Source organism: Flavobacterium bizetiae, assembly GCF_024271895.1.
In the GTDB taxonomy this organism is placed as follows: domain Bacteria; phylum Bacteroidota; class Bacteroidia; order Flavobacteriales; family Flavobacteriaceae; genus Flavobacterium; species Flavobacterium bizetiae.
Window position 1 is genome coordinate 641,061 of the sequence record NZ_CP091861.1, and the last position, 18,626, is coordinate 659,686.

The 18,626-nt window shown below is 33.4% G+C and carries 15 protein-coding genes; 9 read left to right on the top strand and 6 right to left on the bottom strand.

What is annotated here, in order from left to right; translation table 11 throughout:
- Positions 1–406: 406 nt before the first annotated feature.
- A complete protein-coding gene (locus L0669_RS03005) occupies positions 407–1,024 on the bottom strand; it encodes a thioredoxin family protein (protein WP_263761208.1) in 618 nt (205 codons plus the stop codon).
- A gap of 189 nt (positions 1,025–1,213) precedes the next feature.
- On the opposite strand from L0669_RS03005, the gene pyrH reads away from it, so the two are divergent.
- The 3 genes from pyrH to L0669_RS03020 all read left to right on the top strand — a co-directional run bounded on the left by pyrH (position 1,214) and on the right by L0669_RS03020 (position 5,256).
- The gene (gene pyrH, locus L0669_RS03010) at positions 1,214–1,921 is read left to right on the top strand and encodes a UMP kinase (protein WP_173970358.1); all 708 of its coding nucleotides are present in this window, start codon (positions 1,214–1,216) and stop codon (positions 1,919–1,921) included.
- Between the two features lie 158 nt (positions 1,922–2,079).
- A complete protein-coding gene (gene frr / locus L0669_RS03015) occupies positions 2,080–2,643 on the top strand; it encodes a ribosome recycling factor (protein WP_263761210.1) in 564 nt (187 codons plus the stop codon).
- A 117-nt stretch (positions 2,644–2,760) separates the two neighbouring features.
- The gene (locus tag L0669_RS03020) at positions 2,761–5,256 is read left to right on the top strand and encodes a DUF5686 and carboxypeptidase regulatory-like domain-containing protein (protein WP_263761212.1); all 2,496 of its coding nucleotides are present in this window, start codon (positions 2,761–2,763) and stop codon (positions 5,254–5,256) included.
- A gap of 582 nt (positions 5,257–5,838) precedes the next feature.
- Here L0669_RS03020 and L0669_RS03025 read toward each other — a convergent pair.
- The 5 genes from L0669_RS03025 to L0669_RS03045 all read right to left on the bottom strand — a co-directional run bounded on the left by L0669_RS03025 (position 5,839) and on the right by L0669_RS03045 (position 10,694).
- Positions 5,839–8,109 (bottom strand): cation:proton antiporter, encoded by a 2,271-nt coding sequence (locus L0669_RS03025; protein ID WP_263761213.1) that lies wholly within the window; start codon positions 8,107–8,109, stop codon positions 5,839–5,841.
- A gap of 113 nt (positions 8,110–8,222) precedes the next feature.
- Complete coding sequence (locus tag L0669_RS03030; protein WP_263761214.1) at positions 8,223–8,942, bottom strand: LytR/AlgR family response regulator transcription factor; 720 nt, start codon at positions 8,940–8,942, stop codon at positions 8,223–8,225.
- Positions 8,905–9,666 (bottom strand): sensor histidine kinase, encoded by a 762-nt coding sequence (locus L0669_RS03035; protein WP_173970363.1) that lies wholly within the window; start codon positions 9,664–9,666, stop codon positions 8,905–8,907. The genes L0669_RS03030 and L0669_RS03035 overlap by 38 nt, the downstream gene beginning before the upstream one ends.
- A gap of 3 nt (positions 9,667–9,669) precedes the next feature.
- Positions 9,670–10,116 carry a hypothetical protein gene (locus tag L0669_RS03040; RefSeq protein ID WP_263761215.1) on the bottom strand — a complete coding sequence of 149 codons (447 nt, stop codon included), beginning with the start codon at positions 10,114–10,116 and terminating at the stop codon, positions 9,670–9,672.
- A 248-nt stretch (positions 10,117–10,364) separates the two neighbouring features.
- Entirely contained in the window at positions 10,365–10,694 is a 330-nt protein-coding gene (locus tag L0669_RS03045; protein WP_056248709.1) for a DMT family transporter, read from the bottom strand.
- 179 nt (positions 10,695–10,873) lie between these two features.
- Between L0669_RS03045 and L0669_RS03050 the strand changes: the two genes are divergently transcribed.
- The 6 genes from L0669_RS03050 (at position 10,874) to rpoN (ending at position 18,456) form a co-directional block, all read left to right on the top strand.
- Entirely contained in the window at positions 10,874–13,240 is a 2,367-nt protein-coding gene (locus tag L0669_RS03050) for an efflux RND transporter permease subunit (RefSeq protein ID WP_263761231.1), read from the top strand.
- A gap of 33 nt (positions 13,241–13,273) precedes the next feature.
- On the top strand, positions 13,274–14,260 hold the full coding sequence (locus L0669_RS03055) for a PDDEXK nuclease domain-containing protein (RefSeq protein WP_263761233.1): 987 nt from the start codon (positions 13,274–13,276) through the stop codon (positions 14,258–14,260).
- A gap of 80 nt (positions 14,261–14,340) precedes the next feature.
- On the top strand, positions 14,341–14,754 hold the full coding sequence (locus L0669_RS03060) for a hypothetical protein (RefSeq protein WP_263761235.1): 414 nt from the start codon (positions 14,341–14,343) through the stop codon (positions 14,752–14,754).
- Positions 14,755–14,818: 64 nt separating this feature from the next.
- A complete protein-coding gene (locus L0669_RS03065) occupies positions 14,819–15,130 on the top strand; it encodes a hypothetical protein (RefSeq protein WP_263761237.1) in 312 nt (103 codons plus the stop codon).
- A 280-nt stretch (positions 15,131–15,410) separates the two neighbouring features.
- Positions 15,411–16,859 carry an asparagine--tRNA ligase gene (asnS, locus tag L0669_RS03070; RefSeq protein WP_263761239.1) on the top strand — a complete coding sequence of 483 codons (1,449 nt, stop codon included), beginning with the start codon at positions 15,411–15,413 and terminating at the stop codon, positions 16,857–16,859.
- Positions 16,860–16,995: 136 nt separating this feature from the next.
- Positions 16,996–18,456, top strand: coding sequence for an RNA polymerase factor sigma-54 (gene rpoN / locus L0669_RS03075; RefSeq protein WP_173970367.1), 1,461 nt, complete (start codon positions 16,996–16,998; stop codon positions 18,454–18,456).
- Positions 18,457–18,626 lie beyond the last annotated feature (170 nt).

An 18,626-nucleotide genomic window follows, 5' to 3' on the forward strand; every position in this document is an offset into this window, starting at 1 on the left:
TTCTTTTTGATTTAAATGAAAGTCGAAGAATTGACTAAAAACAGAAAGCACATTACAATTAAAAAATAGTAATGTGCCAACTCCTAAAATAATTCTATTTCATAAGGTGTCTTTTTTTGGAGTTAATAATTACATACATTTTTTCCTCCAAACAATACACCTGAAACAAAATCATAAAATCTTTCGAATAACTTTTTCATAATAGTGCATTTTAATTGTTAAACATTAAATAAACACCAATAAAAAGAGTAAATCAGAAAATAAATAATAGAAGTGGGATCATGTGACTAAGTTAAACAATTTTTAAATTAAAAAAAATATTTTATTATATTTTTAAAATCTATTAAATTCAATTACAACACATTAACCAACAAAACCCCTATTTCAGCATCTTAATTAAATAAAATCACAGACGATTATATTTAATATCTTCTATAATTTGCATGAGTTCTTCCTGAACCGAAACACCTTTATCTGCCAGGTACCATAATTGCAAATCTGTTTTTATTTTTTCATCAAGTACACCAAATTCTTTTTTGTAGTTGGCTATTAGTTCAGAAGCTCCTTTTGGTCTTGGTCCCCAATCGGCACGAACAATTCCGGCTTCTTTACAAATTACAATAACTTTCGGGATTGCTCTTCCGCCATTTGTAAGATATTGATTCATTAATTCTTCATTTTCATCACGCAACACAATTCTAAGATCAATTTTTTTATTTGACGCCAAAGCCATCTTATTCAGAATTGGAAGTATTTGCGCAGCATCACCACACCAGCCTTCAGAAATTACAAGCCAAATATATCTATGATCCAGATTCTCTAATTTTAAAACAATTTCATCTGTTAATTTTATCGTTTTATCTAATCGATTCATTCTCGCATCGTTCAGCTTACTATAATTGGTTAAACTTTCAGATTGTTCGCTACCGGTTGATTTTCCGTCGACTAATAAATCAGCAACCAATTTGCGATATTCAGGATAAGTATGACTTTTAAATAATGCCTTCGCGATAATATTTTTCATATTTGTTTAATTTTTGAATTGCATAAAATTACAAATTTCAAGAAGACCCAAAGAATGACTTTTATCACATTCAAAAAAATCCTGAAAATTCCGTATAAATTTAAAAATAAAAGAACGATTAATTTTTTTAAAACATTATTTTTAAAAATAAGAATATGTCTATATTTGCACAAATTAACGCAACAACACATGAAATATAAAAGAATTCTTCTAAAACTAAGCGGCGAAGCCTTAATGGGTGATTTACAATACGGAATTGACCCTAAAAGATTAGCCGAATATGCTGAAGAAATTAAGCAAATTCACAGTAAGGGAGTAGAAATTGCTATTGTTATTGGAGGAGGAAATATTTTTAGAGGCGTTGCAGGTGCAAGTGCTGGTATGGATAGAGTACAAGGCGACTACATGGGAATGCTTGCTACAGTTATAAACGGTATGGCATTACAAGGCGCTCTTGAAGACAGAGGAATGAAAACCCGTTTGCAAACTGCCTTAAAAATGGAGTCTATTGCAGAACCTTATATTAAAAGAAGAGCAGATCGTCACCTTGAAAAAGGAAGAATTGTAATTTTTGGAGCCGGAACCGGAAATCCTTATTTTACAACTGATACTGCAGCCGTTTTAAGAGGAATTGAAATTAATGCAGATGTGATCTTAAAAGGAACCCGTGTTGATGGTGTTTACGATTCTGATCCTGAAAAAAATGCATCAGCAGTAAAATTCGATATGATTTCGTTTGATGATGTTCTTAAAAAAGGATTAAATGTAATGGACACAACAGCTTTTACATTAAGTCAGGAAAACAAATTGCCAATAGTTGTTTTTGATATGAACAAAATTGGAAATTTATTAAAAATCTGTGAAGGCGAAAACATAGGAACAGTAGTTAACGTATAAGCTACTTCGATTGTTTAATTTTAAATCATCAGATTTCTAAATTTTTGCAATCGTACAATATTAAAAAAACAAAAAACTATATTAGTTAGTAAATTAGATGCCGGTATTTTTAAAAATTTAAAAATCGAATCGTCTAAAAATCTAAAAATCTAAAAGAAATGACTGAAGAAATAGAATTTATATTAGATAGTACTGAAGAATCAATGAATGGTTCGATTGCGCATTTAGAGAAAGAATTTCTTAACATTCGTGCAGGAAAAGCTTCTCCAGCAATGCTAGGAAGTGTTTTCGTAGATTATTACGGATCAGCAGCGCCACTTTCGCAAGTGTCGAAAATTAGTGTTCCGGATGCAAGAACGATTACTTTACAGCCCTTTGAAAAAAACATGCTACAAGCGATCGAAAAAGCAATTATGGTAGCCAACATTGGTTTTAACCCAATGAACAATGGAGACGTAATTATCATTAGCGTTCCGCCTTTGACAGAAGAGCGTCGTAGAGATTTAGCCAAACAAGCAAAAGCTGAAGCTGAAGATGCCAAAATTGGTGTACGTAATGTGCGTAAAGATGCTAATACCGATATCAAAAAATTAGAAAAAGAAGGAACTTCTGAAGACATTTGTAAATCTGCAGAAGAGCAAGTTCAAAATCTGACAAATACTTATATCAAGAAAATCGACGAATTATTGGCTGCAAAAGAAGCCGAAATCATGAAGGTTTAATGATATTATCACAAAATAAAAATCCGTTTAGTTAAATTGTACTAGACGGATTTTTTTTATTGTTATTTTTGCATACCAAAATTACGTTTTATCCGTTTTGAAACTATAATATTCTCTATGAAGCTATTTTGTTTATTGACTTTGTTTTTTACGCTTACTATTCAGGCGCAATTTCAAATAAACGGAATTGTAACGGACTCCAACAACAAACCTTTACCTTTTGCCACCATAACAACTTCTGACAACATCAATACAATTACTGATGTCGACGGAAAGTTCATTTTTACACCTTCGGCAAAAGCAACCACTTTCGCGGTTTCTTACATTGGTTTTCAAACCAAAATTATTGCGATTACAGAGAACAAAAAGTTTTATTTAATTCCGCTTTCTCAAAAAACCGACGATTTAAAAGAAGTTATTGTTTCTAATGAAAATCCGGCTTTAACCATTATAAGGAAAGTAATTGCAAATAAAAACAAAAACAATCCGCAAAAAAAACTGAATAGTTTTGAGTACAAAAGCTACAATAAACTGATCGTAACCGCCAATCCCGATTCTATCGATGGTAGAATCGATTCTACGGCCGCTTATAAAGATTTCGACAAAAAACGCATCAATATAGACTCATCTGATTATAAATTCAAAGAGATAATCAGCAAACAGCATTTATTTCAAACCGAAAAAGTGTCGCAATATCAGTTTGGCAACAACAAACTAAAAGAAACCATTCTGGGTACAAAAATGGCTGGATTTAAAAATCCGATCTATGAAGTTATTGCTTTCAATTTGCAATCGATCTCTATTTACGATAATAAATACGAGCTTTTCGAAACCAAATACGAAAACCCAATTTCCAATAATGCTCCCGCAAATTACAATTATAAAATACTCGATACTGTCAATATCAAAGGCCGCGAAACCTATATGATTTACTTTAAAAACAAACAAAAAAGAAAATCATCAGGACTTGAAGGCGTATTGTATATCGATCAGGAAAATTTTGCCGTAGCCAAAGCCGTAATGCGTATAAAAGGTGTTCTGGACATTAGCGGTATTCATGAATTTGATTATGTACCCAACGAAAAAGTATGGTTTCAGAGCAATACTACTTTTAAAATCGTAAAAGGTAAAAACGACGATGATATAAAAATTCTTGGCGGAACGATTCAGTTTGACGGAGATGTCGAGGACAACTTTGAACCCCGAAAAAAATCAGCTTCAGACTTTACTTATCTGCTTTCAGAAAGTAATAATTTCGACATACATTACAACACAAATACCCCAATAAAAGATCCGGCACTTTATATCGAAATTAAAGATGATGCCAGCAAAAAACCGGAAGCCTTCTGGAACGAGTACCGTAAAGAAACTCTGGACTTAAAAGGCCAAAGAACCTATCAACTGATCGATAGCCTTTCGATCAAGAAAAGGATCGAAAATCGTTTGGGTTTTGGTCGAAAAATAATCAATGGTTACGTTCCTATCGGACCAGTTGATCTTGATCTGAAAAAAATCATCAGTTACAACAACTACGAAGGTTTTCGATTAGGTCTTGGCGGAATCACAAATGATCGTTTTTCTAAGAATTTCAGAATCGAAGGATACTCTGCTTACGGAACAAAAGATGGCGAACTAAAATACAGTTTAGGAACCGGAGTTTTGCTTGACAAAAGCACCAATACATGGGTAAACGGATATTATACAGATGATGTTCGCGAAATTGCGAGTACCGTTTTTGCGGTAGACAAACGCGTTTTTAAAATCTACGATCCGCGACCAATTAACATTAGTACTTTCTATAAATATACAGCCTGGAAAGCCAATGTTCAGTCAAAAATCATCCCAAAAACCGAAGCCGTTTTCGAATTGGCAAGAACAAATGTCGAACCCCAATTTGATTATCTTTTTAATTACGGCGGAAAATTATATTCGAGTTACATCATGACAACCGCGATGGTTTCGATTGTTTGGGCACCGTTTAGCAACTTTATGCAAACGCCAACCGGAAGAAACGAATCTGAGAAAAGATTTCCCCGATTTACTTTTCAATACACGCAATCCCTGCCTGATGTTTTAGGAAACGATTTTACTTTTGGTAAAATAGATTTTAAAACCGAATATGAAAAAAATTACCTGAACGGTCAAAAAACAAGCTTGCTTTTGCAAGGAGGTTACGCCATAGGCGATGTTCCGCTTACGCATTTGTACAACACGATGCCCAACAACCTGACCAAAGAAACCGTTATTCAGCGTATTACTTTTGCCGGCCGAAACAGTTTTGAAACCATGTATTTTAATGAGTTTTTCTCGAGTCAATATATCTTTTTCCAAATCAAACATGGTTTTGACCGAATCAGAATACTCAAAAAAGTTCGTCCGTCATTAGTATTGGTGACCAGAATGGCGTGGGGAAATATGGAAAACCCTCAGCAACACGTTGGTCCAACCTACAAAACCCTAGACAAAGGTTTCTTCGAATCCGGAATCGAACTAAACAAAATCTACAAAGGTTTTGGCCTTGGAGGTTTCTATCGCTACGGACCAAATCAGTTATTGAAATTCGAAGACAATATTGCCGTTAAGATTTCGTATGTTCTGGATTTGGGGCTATAAATTAAAATTAAATTCCAATCTTTTTAAATTGCTTCGCCTGTTCGCTATCGCTCGGGTCCAAATTCCAATTATAGAAATAGCTTGTCATTCTGAGCGAGTCGAAGAATTAGGAGCTATTTCCTGCTATCCGCTTGTATCTTTTCATCCGCAAAAGGCGGATAAAAAGGATACCGCTTCTATCAGGGCTAGGGCATTCGTTTTCATAATAAAAAATATAAATTCCAATTACACATATAGTTTGTCATCTCGACGTGAGGAGAGATCACACTCGAAACTCCGCACAGCAAATCGCCAATCATTATTGATCTCCTGGTGTGATCTCTCCTCACGTCGAGATGACAAGATTGTGGCCCATCTTTATCGAGCTACTAGCAAAGATTCTTCCTTCCTCAGGATGACAAAAAAAGTGACATAAGGAATAAAAAAAATCCGCACAAATCCGTGTTTTCGCGCAAGCGAATCCGTGTCATCCGCGTGCCATCTCGCAATCAAAATCCTCAAAAAGTCAAAAACAAAAAAAATCCCAAACCCCAATAAAAATTGGAATTTGGAATTTTAAAATTATTGTAATTTAAACCCTAATTATGGTTTCAAGATCAAAACCGAAGGTGTATTATTCAACCACGTACTTTGAGATTCGATTAGTTTTTTCCAGCTGTCTAAACTAATAATCATTAAATTCTGGTTTTCTAAAAACTCTTTCTTGATCGTTCTGTCATGCATAATCATAATATGATTCGGTGCTATTTGCTCGATCGAACGAATCGTTTCCTGAATATCCCTGGTATTTTTCACTTCACCACTCGCATCCAGAACCGTAATCTGAGAACCATTATTGTTGATTAATTTCTTCGCATATTCAATTAGGAAAGAATCTTCTTTGGTAAAAATTGGCATGAAAACCTGATTTACTTCCTCTAATTCCTTATCGATAAAAATACCAACCGGCATTTTACTTTTTAAAATAATATGACGCGTTCTTTCATCAAAAGGAGAATTTTCGAACAAACCTTCTTTTCCGGTAAACTTATCGATCAAACGATCCGGATTTACGATTCGGGTCGTGAAACCTAGAATCTTTCCTAACAAAGTTCCGTCAAAAATAGACTGACCTAAACCAACTAATAATAAATCATATTCGCCTTGATTGGCCGTGTCTATAATATCAGTATCAATATCATTCGTTACCTTAAAAACGCTCACCATATTCTGATTCAAACGTTCTGATTCTTCAATAACCGGAACCAGCATTTTACGTTCATGGTCTTTTACATCAAACGAATGTATTTCGGTACTTAATGATAAATGCATTGCCGTAACAATAGAATTATCACCTTGTTTCTTCACTAAACTATTGGCGATTTTCAATAGTTTTTTCCCTCTTTCAGGAGTTGCAAACGAAAGCAGAATCTTGTATTTACTTTTATTTCCAATTTCCTGCGGAACGGCTGTTACTTTATCTTTAAAAATAAAACCTATAAAATCCAGCGCCGGACCCGTCATAAAAGTCGTTACTAAGGCCATAATTACCATCATGGTAAAAATCTCTGTAGAAAGAACACCAAGATCATAACCAATATTTAAAACCACAAGTTCCATTAAACCACGAGTATTCATTAATGCACCAATGGCCAAACTGTCTTTCCAGCTTTGCCCAACGAATTTCGCAGCAAAAGCACTTCCTAAAAATTTACCAGCTACAGCAACAGCGATAATCAATCCGGTAATTTTCCATAAAGCAGGATCATTTAATAAACCAATTTGCGTACGTAAACCTGTAAATACAAAGAATAAAGGCAATAAAACGATGATGGCAACATCTTCTACTTTTTCGATAAAAATATTTCTGAATTTGTTATTTTCAGGCATGATTGCTCCAGCTAAGAAAGCTCCAAACAAAGCGTGAATTCCGATTAACTCAGAAGCATAAGCAGAAAACAAAAGCGTAAGGAAGAAAATAGCAACAACCGGTTTATTCAAACTTTCGCGAGTTGAATTTAAATCTCCAACACGTTTCAGGAACGGACGCACTATTTTTAGCATGATAATAACATACAAAATAGCCAAACCAATTACGTATAAAGAACTTGTAAACGAACCTGCTTTTACAATAGCAATTACAACAGCCAAAATACACCAGGCCGTAATGTCATCTGCGGCAGCACAAGTAATGGCAATAGTACCCAATTTTGTTTTTTGCATGCCTCGCTCCTGCACGATTCTGGCCAATACCGGAAACGCTGTAATACTCATCGCAATACCCATAAACAAACCAAACGACGCAAACTCAACTCCAACAGGAGCAAAAGTATGGTAGATAAAATAAGCTAATGACAGACCCAGGGCAAAAGGGATAACAATACTTGCGTGACTTATTACTACAGCATCGTGTGCTTTATTTTTTAATACTTTCAAATCCAGTTCCATCCCAATAACGAACATAAAAAGGATCAAACCAATCTGACTTAAGAATTGTAAATTTCCTAAAGATTCTTTTGGAAACAACGCGGCTGAGAATTCAGGAAAATACATTCCGACCAAAGACGGCCCTAAAACAATACCTGCAATCATTTCGCCAATTACAGATGGCTGTCCTATTTTTCTAAAAACCCATCCAAACAAACGCGCTACTAAAATAATGGTAACGATCTGAGCCAATAAAATAGCGAGAGGATGTTGTAAATTTTCGACCATCGAATGCAGGAAGTCATTCCAATGATTGCTTTCGATTTGTTTATGTACGATTCCGCGCCCCACTTCGAGTGCAGCACCTTTTGAAATTACCCAATATATCAAGGCAGTGAATCCGCCAATAACAGTAACGTAAAATAAGGAGTTTTTAATGTTATTCATAACTCGTTTTTTTGATTTAATGGTGCAAATATCAGAACTGAGAATTAAGTGATAAAGCAATTTTAAACCTAATTTCGAATGTATGTAACAAGTCCGAAAAACTTTGTAATAAGTTATAATTTTACCTTTTTCAAAAAGTCCGAACGGTAGGTTTCACTTAAAATCAAAGTACTGTTTTTATCATTTTTTTCTAAATGATGCAGGACAATTTCGTTATGATTAAAGAATTTAATCGCTTTTACAGCAACAATTTCCTTTTTGTTTATACGGCAAAAATCAGCATCGGGTAATTCGTGCAGCAACGTATCAAATTTTACATTTTTCAGGTTCAGGAAACTTCCGTCAGTCAGCAAAACGGTTTTATCACGGCTATCGCTCACTGCGGTTTTGATGTACACGATTTGATTAAAATACAACAGCGTTTTTCCTTTGTCAGTATTCAGCTGAATAAACTTTTTAGCAGCATCCGGTTTATGAAAACGTTCATAAGCCTTTGTGATTGCTTTTTGCAAACGTTCAAGTTTTACCGGTTTTGTAATATAATCTACAGCATCAATATTAAAAGCATCGGCAGCATAATCTTTATAAGCCGTACAAAAAATTACTAATTTATTATCTAATAATTCTGCAAGATGCAAACCGTCCATTCCCGGCATTTCGATATCTGAAATCAACAGATCAAAATCGAGATTGGGAATATCAGCAAGAAGTTTCTCCGGATTATTATACGTTTTTACAATTTCGACTTCGTGAATTTGTTCGCAAAGCATTTTCAGGTACGTTAATCCCGGCAACTCATCGTCCAGAAGCAAGCATTTCAGTTTTGTATTCAAGTAAATCTATTTTAAGATGAGCGATATAAACATCGTTTTCTACAAACTTATCGAGTTTGAAGTTGTTTTTATAAATAATACGCAATCGGTGTTCTAAAGTCGCATGACCAAAACCGCTTCGTTCTTTTTTTAATACTTTTTTATCTGATATTTTATTCGAAACCGTCATAAAAAAGGCATTATCCCTAAACTCAAAAACAACCGAAATGAAGGCATCGGCACTTTGCAAATCGGCGTGTTTAAAGGCATTTTCGATTAAATCAATAGAAATTAACGGCGCGAGTAAAGGCTGATCGTATAATTTGTCTTCTTTGTTGATATTGGTTTTTATCTTCAACTCAAAAAGCGGACTGATCTTAATTTTATTGATTTCGATTAAATTCAATGCAAAATCAATTTCTTCTTTTGCAGTGACGAATTTCTTTTTGCTTTCGTATAAAATATAATCCAGAACATTGGCCAGTTTATCTAATGCAAAATAGGTTTGGTAAGCATGCGACTGAATCGAGTTTAAAATATTCTTAAACAAATGCGGATTCAGTTTCGATTCTAAAGTTTCTAACTGCAAATCGTTGACTTTCATCTCGAGAGCATAAAAACTTTTCTCAGCATCGTCTTTTGCTTTTTTAAACTGCATCAATTGATACATTAAAAAACAAATGATAATGATAAGCAATAAAAGTATCGCCAGGAATATAAAAGTGATAGTGTTGTTTTCTTGCATATGTTACGCTTGTAAAGTTGTTTTTAATGTCATTTTATAATGAATCAAAATCCCAATTGTCAATATCAAAATACTCGCTAACCAAAGATAATATCCCAATTCAAAAGAAACAATCTTAGCCATAGTACCGCTTTCTGCACCCAATATTTCATTCCAGAATGAAAAAGAAATTGCCAAAGCAGAAGCTATTAAACTTACTAAAACAGCTCTCTTATCATCTTTGATCATAAATTTTATGGCTAATAAACATAACGGACTTGCCAACCAAATAATCTCTTCTAATAATCCTCCGCCCATAAAAGCTATTGATCCTATAAAAAGATATTCTAATGATGAAGCTGTTTTTATTTCATTATTATAATTTACAACCAAAGCATTTTGAGTAAGTGAAATAGCAAAAACTAATAAACTCAATCCGATAGTTGTAAATTTTATTTCTCTTGATTCCATAATTTATATAAATGTTATTTTTTGCCACGACTTTACTTCGTCTGTTCGCTGTCCCTTGAGTCCCGAATAACATGATTTTTTTTTTGAATATTTTTTTGCCACTGATTAAATGATTAAAAAGATTTTTTCTAATAATTTACTACAAATTAATCTGTGAGAATCTGTGTAATCTGTGGCATATTTTATTATTTAAAAAATAAAAAAATCCGCGTAAACCTGTTCAATCCGTAAAACCCGTGGGCCAATTCTTAATGACTAGAAACAAACTTTAACCCAATAATCGAAGCAATTAAAGTCGAAAGAAAAAATATCCTCCAGAAAGTTGCCGGTTCTTTAAAAACCAAAATCCCAACTAAAACAGTTCCCACGGCTCCAATTCCTGTCCAGACAGCATAAGCAGTTCCTATTGGCAAAACCTGAGTGGCTTTATACAATAATAACATACTTATCGAAAGACAAATAAAGAAACCCACCATCCAATACGTCGAGATCATTCCTGTTGTTTCTTTGGCTTTGCCTAAGCAAGATGCAAACCCTACTTCAAAAAGTCCTGCTATGATTAATAAAATCCAGTTCATTTTTATCTCATTTTTAAATTACGTACAAATATGAGAAAAGCTGATCATTAAAACACAAAAAGAGAGAAATATATCACAAACAACAACTGTTCAATTTGTGTTAACATTAAGTAAAATACAATTGATTATTTATGATTTAGAGCACTTTTCACTACATTTGCATCCATTTTAAAGATTTTATGAAAAACGCTGTACAAGTTGGATTTTGGGAAAAACTAGCCCGAATCATACTTAAGAACCGAATTATAATACTAGTAATTCTATCTGCTTTAACGATTTTCCTTGGTTACCAATGGAAAAACCTTTCTATGACTTATACTGAAGCTAACTTGCTTCCTAAAGATCATATCGTAAATAAACAATACCAACAGTTTCTTGATAAATTTGGTGAAGAAGGAAATTTAGTAGTAATTGGGTTTCAGGATCCGAAATTTTTTACGCCTAAAAATTATGCTGCGTGGAATGAATTAATGACAGGTTTAAAAAATTCTAAAGAAGTAGATTTGGTCGTTTCTTTGAATGATTTAAAGAAATTAGAAAAAGATACGGTTAACGAAAAATTTGTTCTGACTCCGTTTATCGACCAAAAGAAAGCGCTTGATCCTGAGTATTTAAAGAAAATTCAATACGATTTGTTTCACAATTTGCCTTTTTACGAAGGATTATTGTTTAACAAACAAAGTGGTAGTATTCGTTCAGCGATTTACATTAATAAAGCACTTGTAAATACGCCGGAAAGAAAGACTTTTATTCTTGAAAATCTGGTTCCGAAAATCAATAAATTCGAAAAAACTACGGGAGTTGATTTAAAAGTTTCCGGAATGCCATACATCAGAACGATTAATGCTGACAATATGAAAGGCGAAATTGGGCTTTTTATTGGCGCGGCTTTATTCACAGTTTCCCTGATTTTCTTTTTCTTTTTCCGTTCGTTCAGAGCAACTTTTATCTCGATTTGTATTTTAATTATTGGTGTAATCTGGTCTTTTGGAACACTTGGATTATTTCATTATAAAATCACGATTTTAACGGCGATTATTCCGCCATTAATTATCGTTATCGGAATCACGAATTGTATTTTCCTGATCAATAAATACCAGCAGGAAATTAAACTGCACAACAATCAGGCAAAAGCTTTGCAACGTATTATTTCTAAAATTGGAGTTTCGACTTTAATGACGAATTTAACTACGGCGATAGGTTTTGCAACATTTATGATTACGGGCAATGATTTGCTTTTTGAGTTTGGTCTTGTAACTTCTATCAATGTAATTTCGGTTTACTTATTGACGCTTTTAATTGTACCAATTGTATATAGTTTTATGTCGATTCCGGGAGAAAGACATTTATATCACTTAAACAAAACTTACATTTCGACTTTATTGAATTTTGTCGAAAATGTGGTTAAAAATAAACGAAGAGTAATTTACACGATTTACGGTTTGCTTTTGGTTTTTAGTGTAATTGGAGTGGCGCAAATGAAAGTTTCCGGAAGTTTGATTGGCGAAATGCCAAAAAGCGCTTCATTTTATAAAGACATTTTATTTTACGAAAAAGAATTCAACGGCGTTATGCCTCTTGAAATAATGATTAACACCAAACACAAAAAAGGTGTTATGAAATTATCGACGATGAAAAAAATGGATGAATTGCAAAGCACTATTGCAGAACTTCCTGAATTATCGAAACCGGTTTCTGTAGTGAATTTGGTTAAATATTCGAAACAGGCTTTCTATAACGGAAATCCGGAATATTATCAATTGCCTACTTCGCAGGAACAGACATTTATTTTGTCGTACGCAAAAAATGCAACCAAAAACAGTAAAGACAATTTAATGAAGTCGTACGTAGATTCGACTGGACAATATGCCCGAATCACGACTTTCATGAAAGATATTGGAACGCAGGAAATGGCAAGAGTAGAGAAAAAATTACGCTCTAAAATTGCTGAAATTTTCCCTGCCGACCGTTACGAAGTGACTTTAACAGGAAAAGCATTGGTTTTCCAGAAAGGAACTTCTTACCTGGTAGACAACTTAATCGAATCTTTGATTTTTGCTATTTTAGTAATTGCAGCTTTGATGCTGTACTTGTTCAGATCGTTTAAAATGGTAATGGCATCGGTAATTACGAACATTTTACCGCTTTGTATTACGTCGGGATTAATGGGTTATTTCGGGATTCCGTTAAAACCTTCAACGATTTTAGTATTTAGTATTGCGTTTGGAATTTCGGTAGATAATGCGATTCAGTTTATGGCGAAATACAAACATGATTTGATACAAAGTAACGGAAAGGTAAAGAAATCTGTTTTCAGCGCTTTGAGAGAAACAGGAATCAGTACTTTTTATACTTCGGTAGTTTTGATCTTAGGTTTTGCAACTTTCACGCTTTCAAGCTTCAGCGGAACAATCGCCCTTGGTGGATTAATTTCTTGTACTTTGGCTTTTGCAATGTTTGCTAATTTATTGGTTTTACCTGCTTTGGTTTTGACTTTTGAAAAGAAAAAAGCTAAGAAAGAGGATTTGGAGAATTTGGAGGGGTAAACAAGAACTAGTTTCCAAATAAAATATTTAGGTATGGATAAAGGTTTTTCAGAAATCACAAGTCTAATTAAGCAAACTAGAATTAACACTTTGAAAATTGTTAATTCTGAATTGATAAATTTATATTGGAATATTGGTCAACATATCTACTTGAAAATTGAGCAATCTAATTGGGGACAATCTATTGTAAAAGAATTAGCCAAACACATTCAAGAGACCGAACCTGATTTAAGAGGTTTTTCAGATAAAAATCTTTGGCGAATGAAGCAATTTTATGAAGCTTATAAAGATTTTCCAAAACTCTCAACACTGGTGAGAGAAATTAGCTGGTCACATAATTTAGCCGTTTTTTCAAGATGTAAATCAGTTGAAGAACGAGAATTTTATTTAAAGCTTTCTAAAGAAGAAAAATATAGCTTTCGAGAGCTTGATCGTCAAATCTCTGCAAGTCTTTTTGAACGAACTCTGATAGGAAATTCAAAAATCTCAACAGTGTTGAGAGAAATAGATTCAGATATTACTAATTCTTTTAAAGACAATTATATTTTTGAGTTTTTAAACCTTCCTGAACTGCATAATGAAAAGGATTTGCAAAAAGGGCTTATCAAACAGATGAAAAATTTTATTCTTGAATTAGGAAAAGATTTTTTATTTATAGAGGAAGAATATAGAATACAAGTAGGAAGCAGTGATTTTTACATTGATTTATTGTTTTACCATCGTGGCCTACAATGTTTAGTTGCATTTGAATTAAAGACAGACAAATTTAAACCTGAACATTTAGGACAATTGAATTTTTATCTGGAAGCACTCGACCGAGATGTAAAAAAACAAAACGAAAACCCAAGTATTGGTGTTTTACTTTGTAAAGATAAAGACAACGAAGTTGTAGAATATGCATTAAGCCGAAGTTTATCACCAACATTGGTTTCTGAATACAAAACACAACTTCCGGATAAGAAAATATTGCAGCAAAAACTTCACGAATTGTTTGACAGAGAAAGTGAGGATGAATTATAAAAAATTAAAAGAGAATTTGAAGGAGTAAAAGTTTTTTGAGAAGACTTTTACTTTTCTTTATAAGTTAATTACCAAAAAAGATGGAATTAGAAGAATTTCGAAAATTAGATGAAGTAATTACTCAAAATCAATTTCATCCTTTACTTGATCTTTTTCTTGTTGAAAAGAATAATTTTAAAAGCTTAGAACAGATAGAAATTTTAAATATTCTATCTGAGAAATATTCTAAATTTTACTCTAATATTTTAAATGAGGAACAAGAAAATAAAATTTATCAATTATTGATTGACTTAACTGATTTTGGAGATTTAGAGAGAATGGAAATAGTAACTGGAATATTATTTAATTTTCAAAACAACAGCTTTTATAACTATTTAGACAGACATAAAGACACAATTATTCATATACTCGTAAAGAAAGAGGTCATTAAAACTTTAGCAGATTATAGAAAAGATTTTAATCATTTTAAAGAAAAAGATGAAACCTGCTTTTAAGAAGAGATAGAGGATTTGAAAAATTTGGAGGATTAAAACTTGAATTAAAAAGGCTGCAAAAAAAATGAAGAAAAGCATAATTACTTTTGCCCTTTTGTTTTTATACAATACAAATTGTCATGCTGAAGGCCAAGGCGGATTGAATGAATTGTCTAATATTATAAGTTCAATTTACTATGTAGGTGTTTTTATTTGTTTTGTTTGCTACGCCATAATCGCACGATCTGTTTTAAAATGGATATTGAGGAAAAAGACAATAAAGCTTTTAGGGAAAGAAATAAACAACAGCGATCTTATCACTTCATTTGTAATCATCTTTTTAGTAGCTATATTTTTGGTCATGATTCTATACGTTTATTCAGGAATTTTACTTTAATAAAGTTCCCTTTAAAAACTTGACAAAGACTTATAAATAAACTTGTCATTCCTTGTTTGTGTGAATGACAAAAATGAGAGAAATAATAAATTCATAAAAAATAATTGCTTCTTTTGAAAACGATTGCCCTAGCCCCGATAGCAGCGGCATCCTTTTTATTGCTCCTTTAGCAATAAAAAGATATAGCGGATAGCGGGAAACAGCTTCTAATTTTAATTATTATCGTTTATATTTGCAGTTATTACACAACAAATAATTTAATTTCAATATTATATATAAAATGAAACACACAAAAGTTAAAGACTTATTAAACAGTACGACGACGCTTCAGGAGGTTAATGCAAAAGGATGGGTAAGAACTTTTAGAAATAATCAGTTCATCGCTCTTAATGACGGTTCTACCATTAATAATATACAATGTGTTGTTGATTTTGAAAATACGCCTGACGAAACTTTAAAAAGAATCACTACTGGTGCTGCGGTTTCTGTAATTGGAACTTTGATCGAAAGCAAAGGTGCTGGTCAGAAATATGAAATTCAGGTGAACAAATTGGAAATCTTAGGAGATTCTGATGCAGAAAAATTTCCGATACAGCCAAAAAACAAACCTAGTTTAGATTTCTTACGTGAAAATGCACATTTACGTGTTCGTACGAATATGTTTGGTGCTATTATGCGTGTGCGTTCGGTATTATCGTTTGCGGTTCACAACTATTTTCAACAAAAAGGTTTTGTGTATGTAAATACGCCAATTATTACCGGTTCTGATGCTGAAGGTGCTGGAGAAATGTTTAAAGTTACGGCTTTACCTTTTGACAATACGCCAAGAACTGAAGACGGAAAAGTAAATTATAAAGAAGATTTCTTCGAAAAAGAAACCAACTTAACGGTTTCAGGACAATTAGAGGGTGAAACGTATGCAATGGCTTTGGGTCAGATTTATACTTTTGGACCAACTTTTAGAGCTGAAAACTCAAATACTTCTCGTCACCTTGCAGAATTCTGGATGATTGAGCCGGAAGTTGCTTTCAACAATCTTGATGACAACATGGATTTGGCTGAAGATTTTATTCAGTACGTTATTAAATATGCTTTAGACAATTGTCAGGATGATTTGAAGTTTTTAGAAGGAAGACTTCTTGAAGAAGAAAAATCAAAACCTCAGGCAGAAAGAAGCGAAATGGCTTTGCTAGAGAAATTGAACTTTGTATTAGAGAACAACTTTAAACGTGTTTCTTATACTGAAGCAATTGACATTCTGAGAGATTCTACTCCAAACAAAAAGAAAAAATTTCAATATATCATCAACGAATGGGGAGCTGATTTACAGTCAGAACACGAACGTTATTTGGTTGAAAAACACTTTAAATGTCCGGTAATCTTGTTTGATTACCCAGCAAATATTAAAGCGTTTTACATGCGTTTGAACGACAACACGGAGCCTGGAAGAGAAACGGTTCGTGCAATGGATATCCTTTTCCCTGGAATTGGAGAAATCGTTGGTGGTTCTGAAAGAGAAGAGCGTTACGATGTTTTGATCGAAAAAATGAAAGCTTTAGAAATCGATGAAGAAGAATTATCATGGTATTTAGATACCAGAAGATTTGGATCAGCAACTCACGCAGGTTTCGGACTTGGATTTGAGCGTTTAGTATTGTTTGTTACTGGAATGACAAACATTAGAGACGTAATTCCTTTCCCGAGAACTCCTGGAAATGCAGAGTTTTAATTTAAGGTTCTAAGGTACTGAGATACTAAGGTTCTAAGTTTTTAGAATGTAAATAAAAAAATAATTAACACGAATTTAATTCGTCAATATAAGATACTTAGCACCTTAGTGCCTTAGTATCTTAGCAACTTTTTATATGCTAAAGCAATTTTTAAATTTAAAATTATCCCAAAAATTATCTCCTCAGCAAATTCAGCTGATGAAGTTAATTCAATTGCCTACGCAAGCTTTTGAGCAACGTTTATTAGAAGAAATGAACGAAAATCCAGCTCTTGAAGCCGGAAAAGAAGATGAATACGAAGCAGATGAATTCGCTAATGAAGACTACGACGATTATGATGATGCAGAATCTGACAGAATCGAAGCGGACGACATTAATATCGACGAATACTTAAGCGACGACGATACTCCTGATTATAAAACTCAGGTGAATAATTATAGCGAAGACGAAGAAAGAGAAACTCCTTTTGCTTCTCCAATCAGTTTTCACCAGGATTTGATCAATCAGTTGAATACTTTTATTTTGAATGATGAAGAACGCGAAATCGCGGAATTCCTTGTTGGAAGTATTGATGATATGGGTTACATCCGCAGAAGTGTTCCGGATATTGTAGATGATATGGCTTTTACTCAGGGTATATATACGGATGAGAAAATGGTCGAAAAAATGCTTCAGGTAATTCACGAGCTAGAACCTTCGGGCGTTGGCGCACGTGATTTGCAGGAATGTTTGTTATTGCAATTAAAACACAAAACACCAACTGAATATGTTGATTTAGCAATTGATATTATCGAAAATCAGTTTGATGCTTTTACGAAAAAGCATTACGATAAACTGCTTCAAAAATACGGAGTTTCGAACGAACAGCTTAAAAAAGCAATTCACGAAATTGAAAGACTAAACCCTAAACCGGGCGGATCTTACACGGGAAACAATAAAGTAACAGAGAATGTGGTTCCTGATTTCGCCATCAGAATTGTTGATGGAGAACTGGAATTAACTTTAAACGGAAGAAACGCTCCTTCTCTGCACGTTTCTAAAGATTATCAGGAAATGATGCAGACGTATAAAGATTCTCGTGATAAATCGTCGGCTCAAAAAGATGCAGTTCAGTTTATCAAACAAAAACTGGATTCAGCTAAATGGTTTATCGATGCGATCAGACAACGTCAGGAAACGCTTTTTGTAACGATGAATGCGATTATGCATTATCAGGAAGAATATTTTTTAGATGGCGACGAAACGAAACTAAAACCAATGATCTTAAAAGATATTGCGGATATGGTTGGTTTGGATATTTCGACAATCTCTCGTGTTGCCAACAGTAAATATGTTGAAACACCATACGGAACGAAATTAATCAAAGAGTTTTTCTCTGAAGCGATGAAAAATGATCAGGGTGAAGATGTTTCGACTTTAGAAATCAAAAAGATTCTTAAAAATACAATTGAAGAAGAAGACAAAAAGAAACCTTTACCGGATGATCAATTAGCTGAAATCTTAAAAGAAAAAGGATATCCTATCGCCAGAAGAACTATTGCAAAATACCGTGAGCAATTGGATATTCCGGTGGCGAGAATGAGAAAGAAAATTTAATTTTTTTTACCATATAAGAAATATAAGTTCATTTAAATAGCAAACCCGACAGGTTTTAAAAACCTGTCGGGTTTTATTTTTTTATATCATTTCGTATTAAACCGGACTAAAGTCCGTCCCTACAAAATGGTTCGAGCTGAAGGCTCTTTCATAGTTCCGAAGGAACGTTT

Excerpts from the sequence above, each read along its gene's own strand:
- L0669_RS03005 (WP_263761208.1), bottom strand. The coding sequence starts at position 1,024 with ATGAAAAATATTATCGCGAAGGCATTATTTAAAAGTCATACTTATCCT.
- L0669_RS03045 (WP_056248709.1), bottom strand. The coding sequence starts at position 10,694 with ATGAACTGGATTTTATTAATCATAGCAGGACTTTTTGAAGTAGGGTTT.
- L0669_RS03055 (WP_263761233.1), top strand. The coding sequence starts at position 13,274 with ATGGATAAAGGTTTTTCAGAAATCACAAGTCTAATTAAGCAAACTAGA.
- L0669_RS03065 (WP_263761237.1), top strand. The coding sequence starts at position 14,819 with ATGAAGAAAAGCATAATTACTTTTGCCCTTTTGTTTTTATACAATACA.
- L0669_RS03060 (WP_263761235.1), top strand. The coding sequence starts at position 14,341 with ATGGAATTAGAAGAATTTCGAAAATTAGATGAAGTAATTACTCAAAAT.
- L0669_RS03020 (WP_263761212.1), top strand. The coding sequence starts at position 2,761 with ATGAAGCTATTTTGTTTATTGACTTTGTTTTTTACGCTTACTATTCAG.
- rpoN (WP_173970367.1), top strand. The coding sequence starts at position 16,996 with ATGCTAAAGCAATTTTTAAATTTAAAATTATCCCAAAAATTATCTCCT.
- L0669_RS03035 (WP_173970363.1), bottom strand. The coding sequence starts at position 9,666 with ATGCAAGAAAACAACACTATCACTTTTATATTCCTGGCGATACTTTTA.
- L0669_RS03025 (WP_263761213.1), bottom strand. The coding sequence starts at position 8,109 with ATGAATAACATTAAAAACTCCTTATTTTACGTTACTGTTATTGGCGGA.
- frr (WP_263761210.1), top strand. The coding sequence starts at position 2,080 with ATGACTGAAGAAATAGAATTTATATTAGATAGTACTGAAGAATCAATG.
- L0669_RS03050 (WP_263761231.1), top strand. The coding sequence starts at position 10,874 with ATGAAAAACGCTGTACAAGTTGGATTTTGGGAAAAACTAGCCCGAATC.
- L0669_RS03040 (WP_263761215.1), bottom strand. The coding sequence starts at position 10,116 with ATGGAATCAAGAGAAATAAAATTTACAACTATCGGATTGAGTTTATTA.
- asnS (WP_263761239.1), top strand. The coding sequence starts at position 15,411 with ATGAAACACACAAAAGTTAAAGACTTATTAAACAGTACGACGACGCTT.
- pyrH (WP_173970358.1), top strand. The coding sequence starts at position 1,214 with ATGAAATATAAAAGAATTCTTCTAAAACTAAGCGGCGAAGCCTTAATG.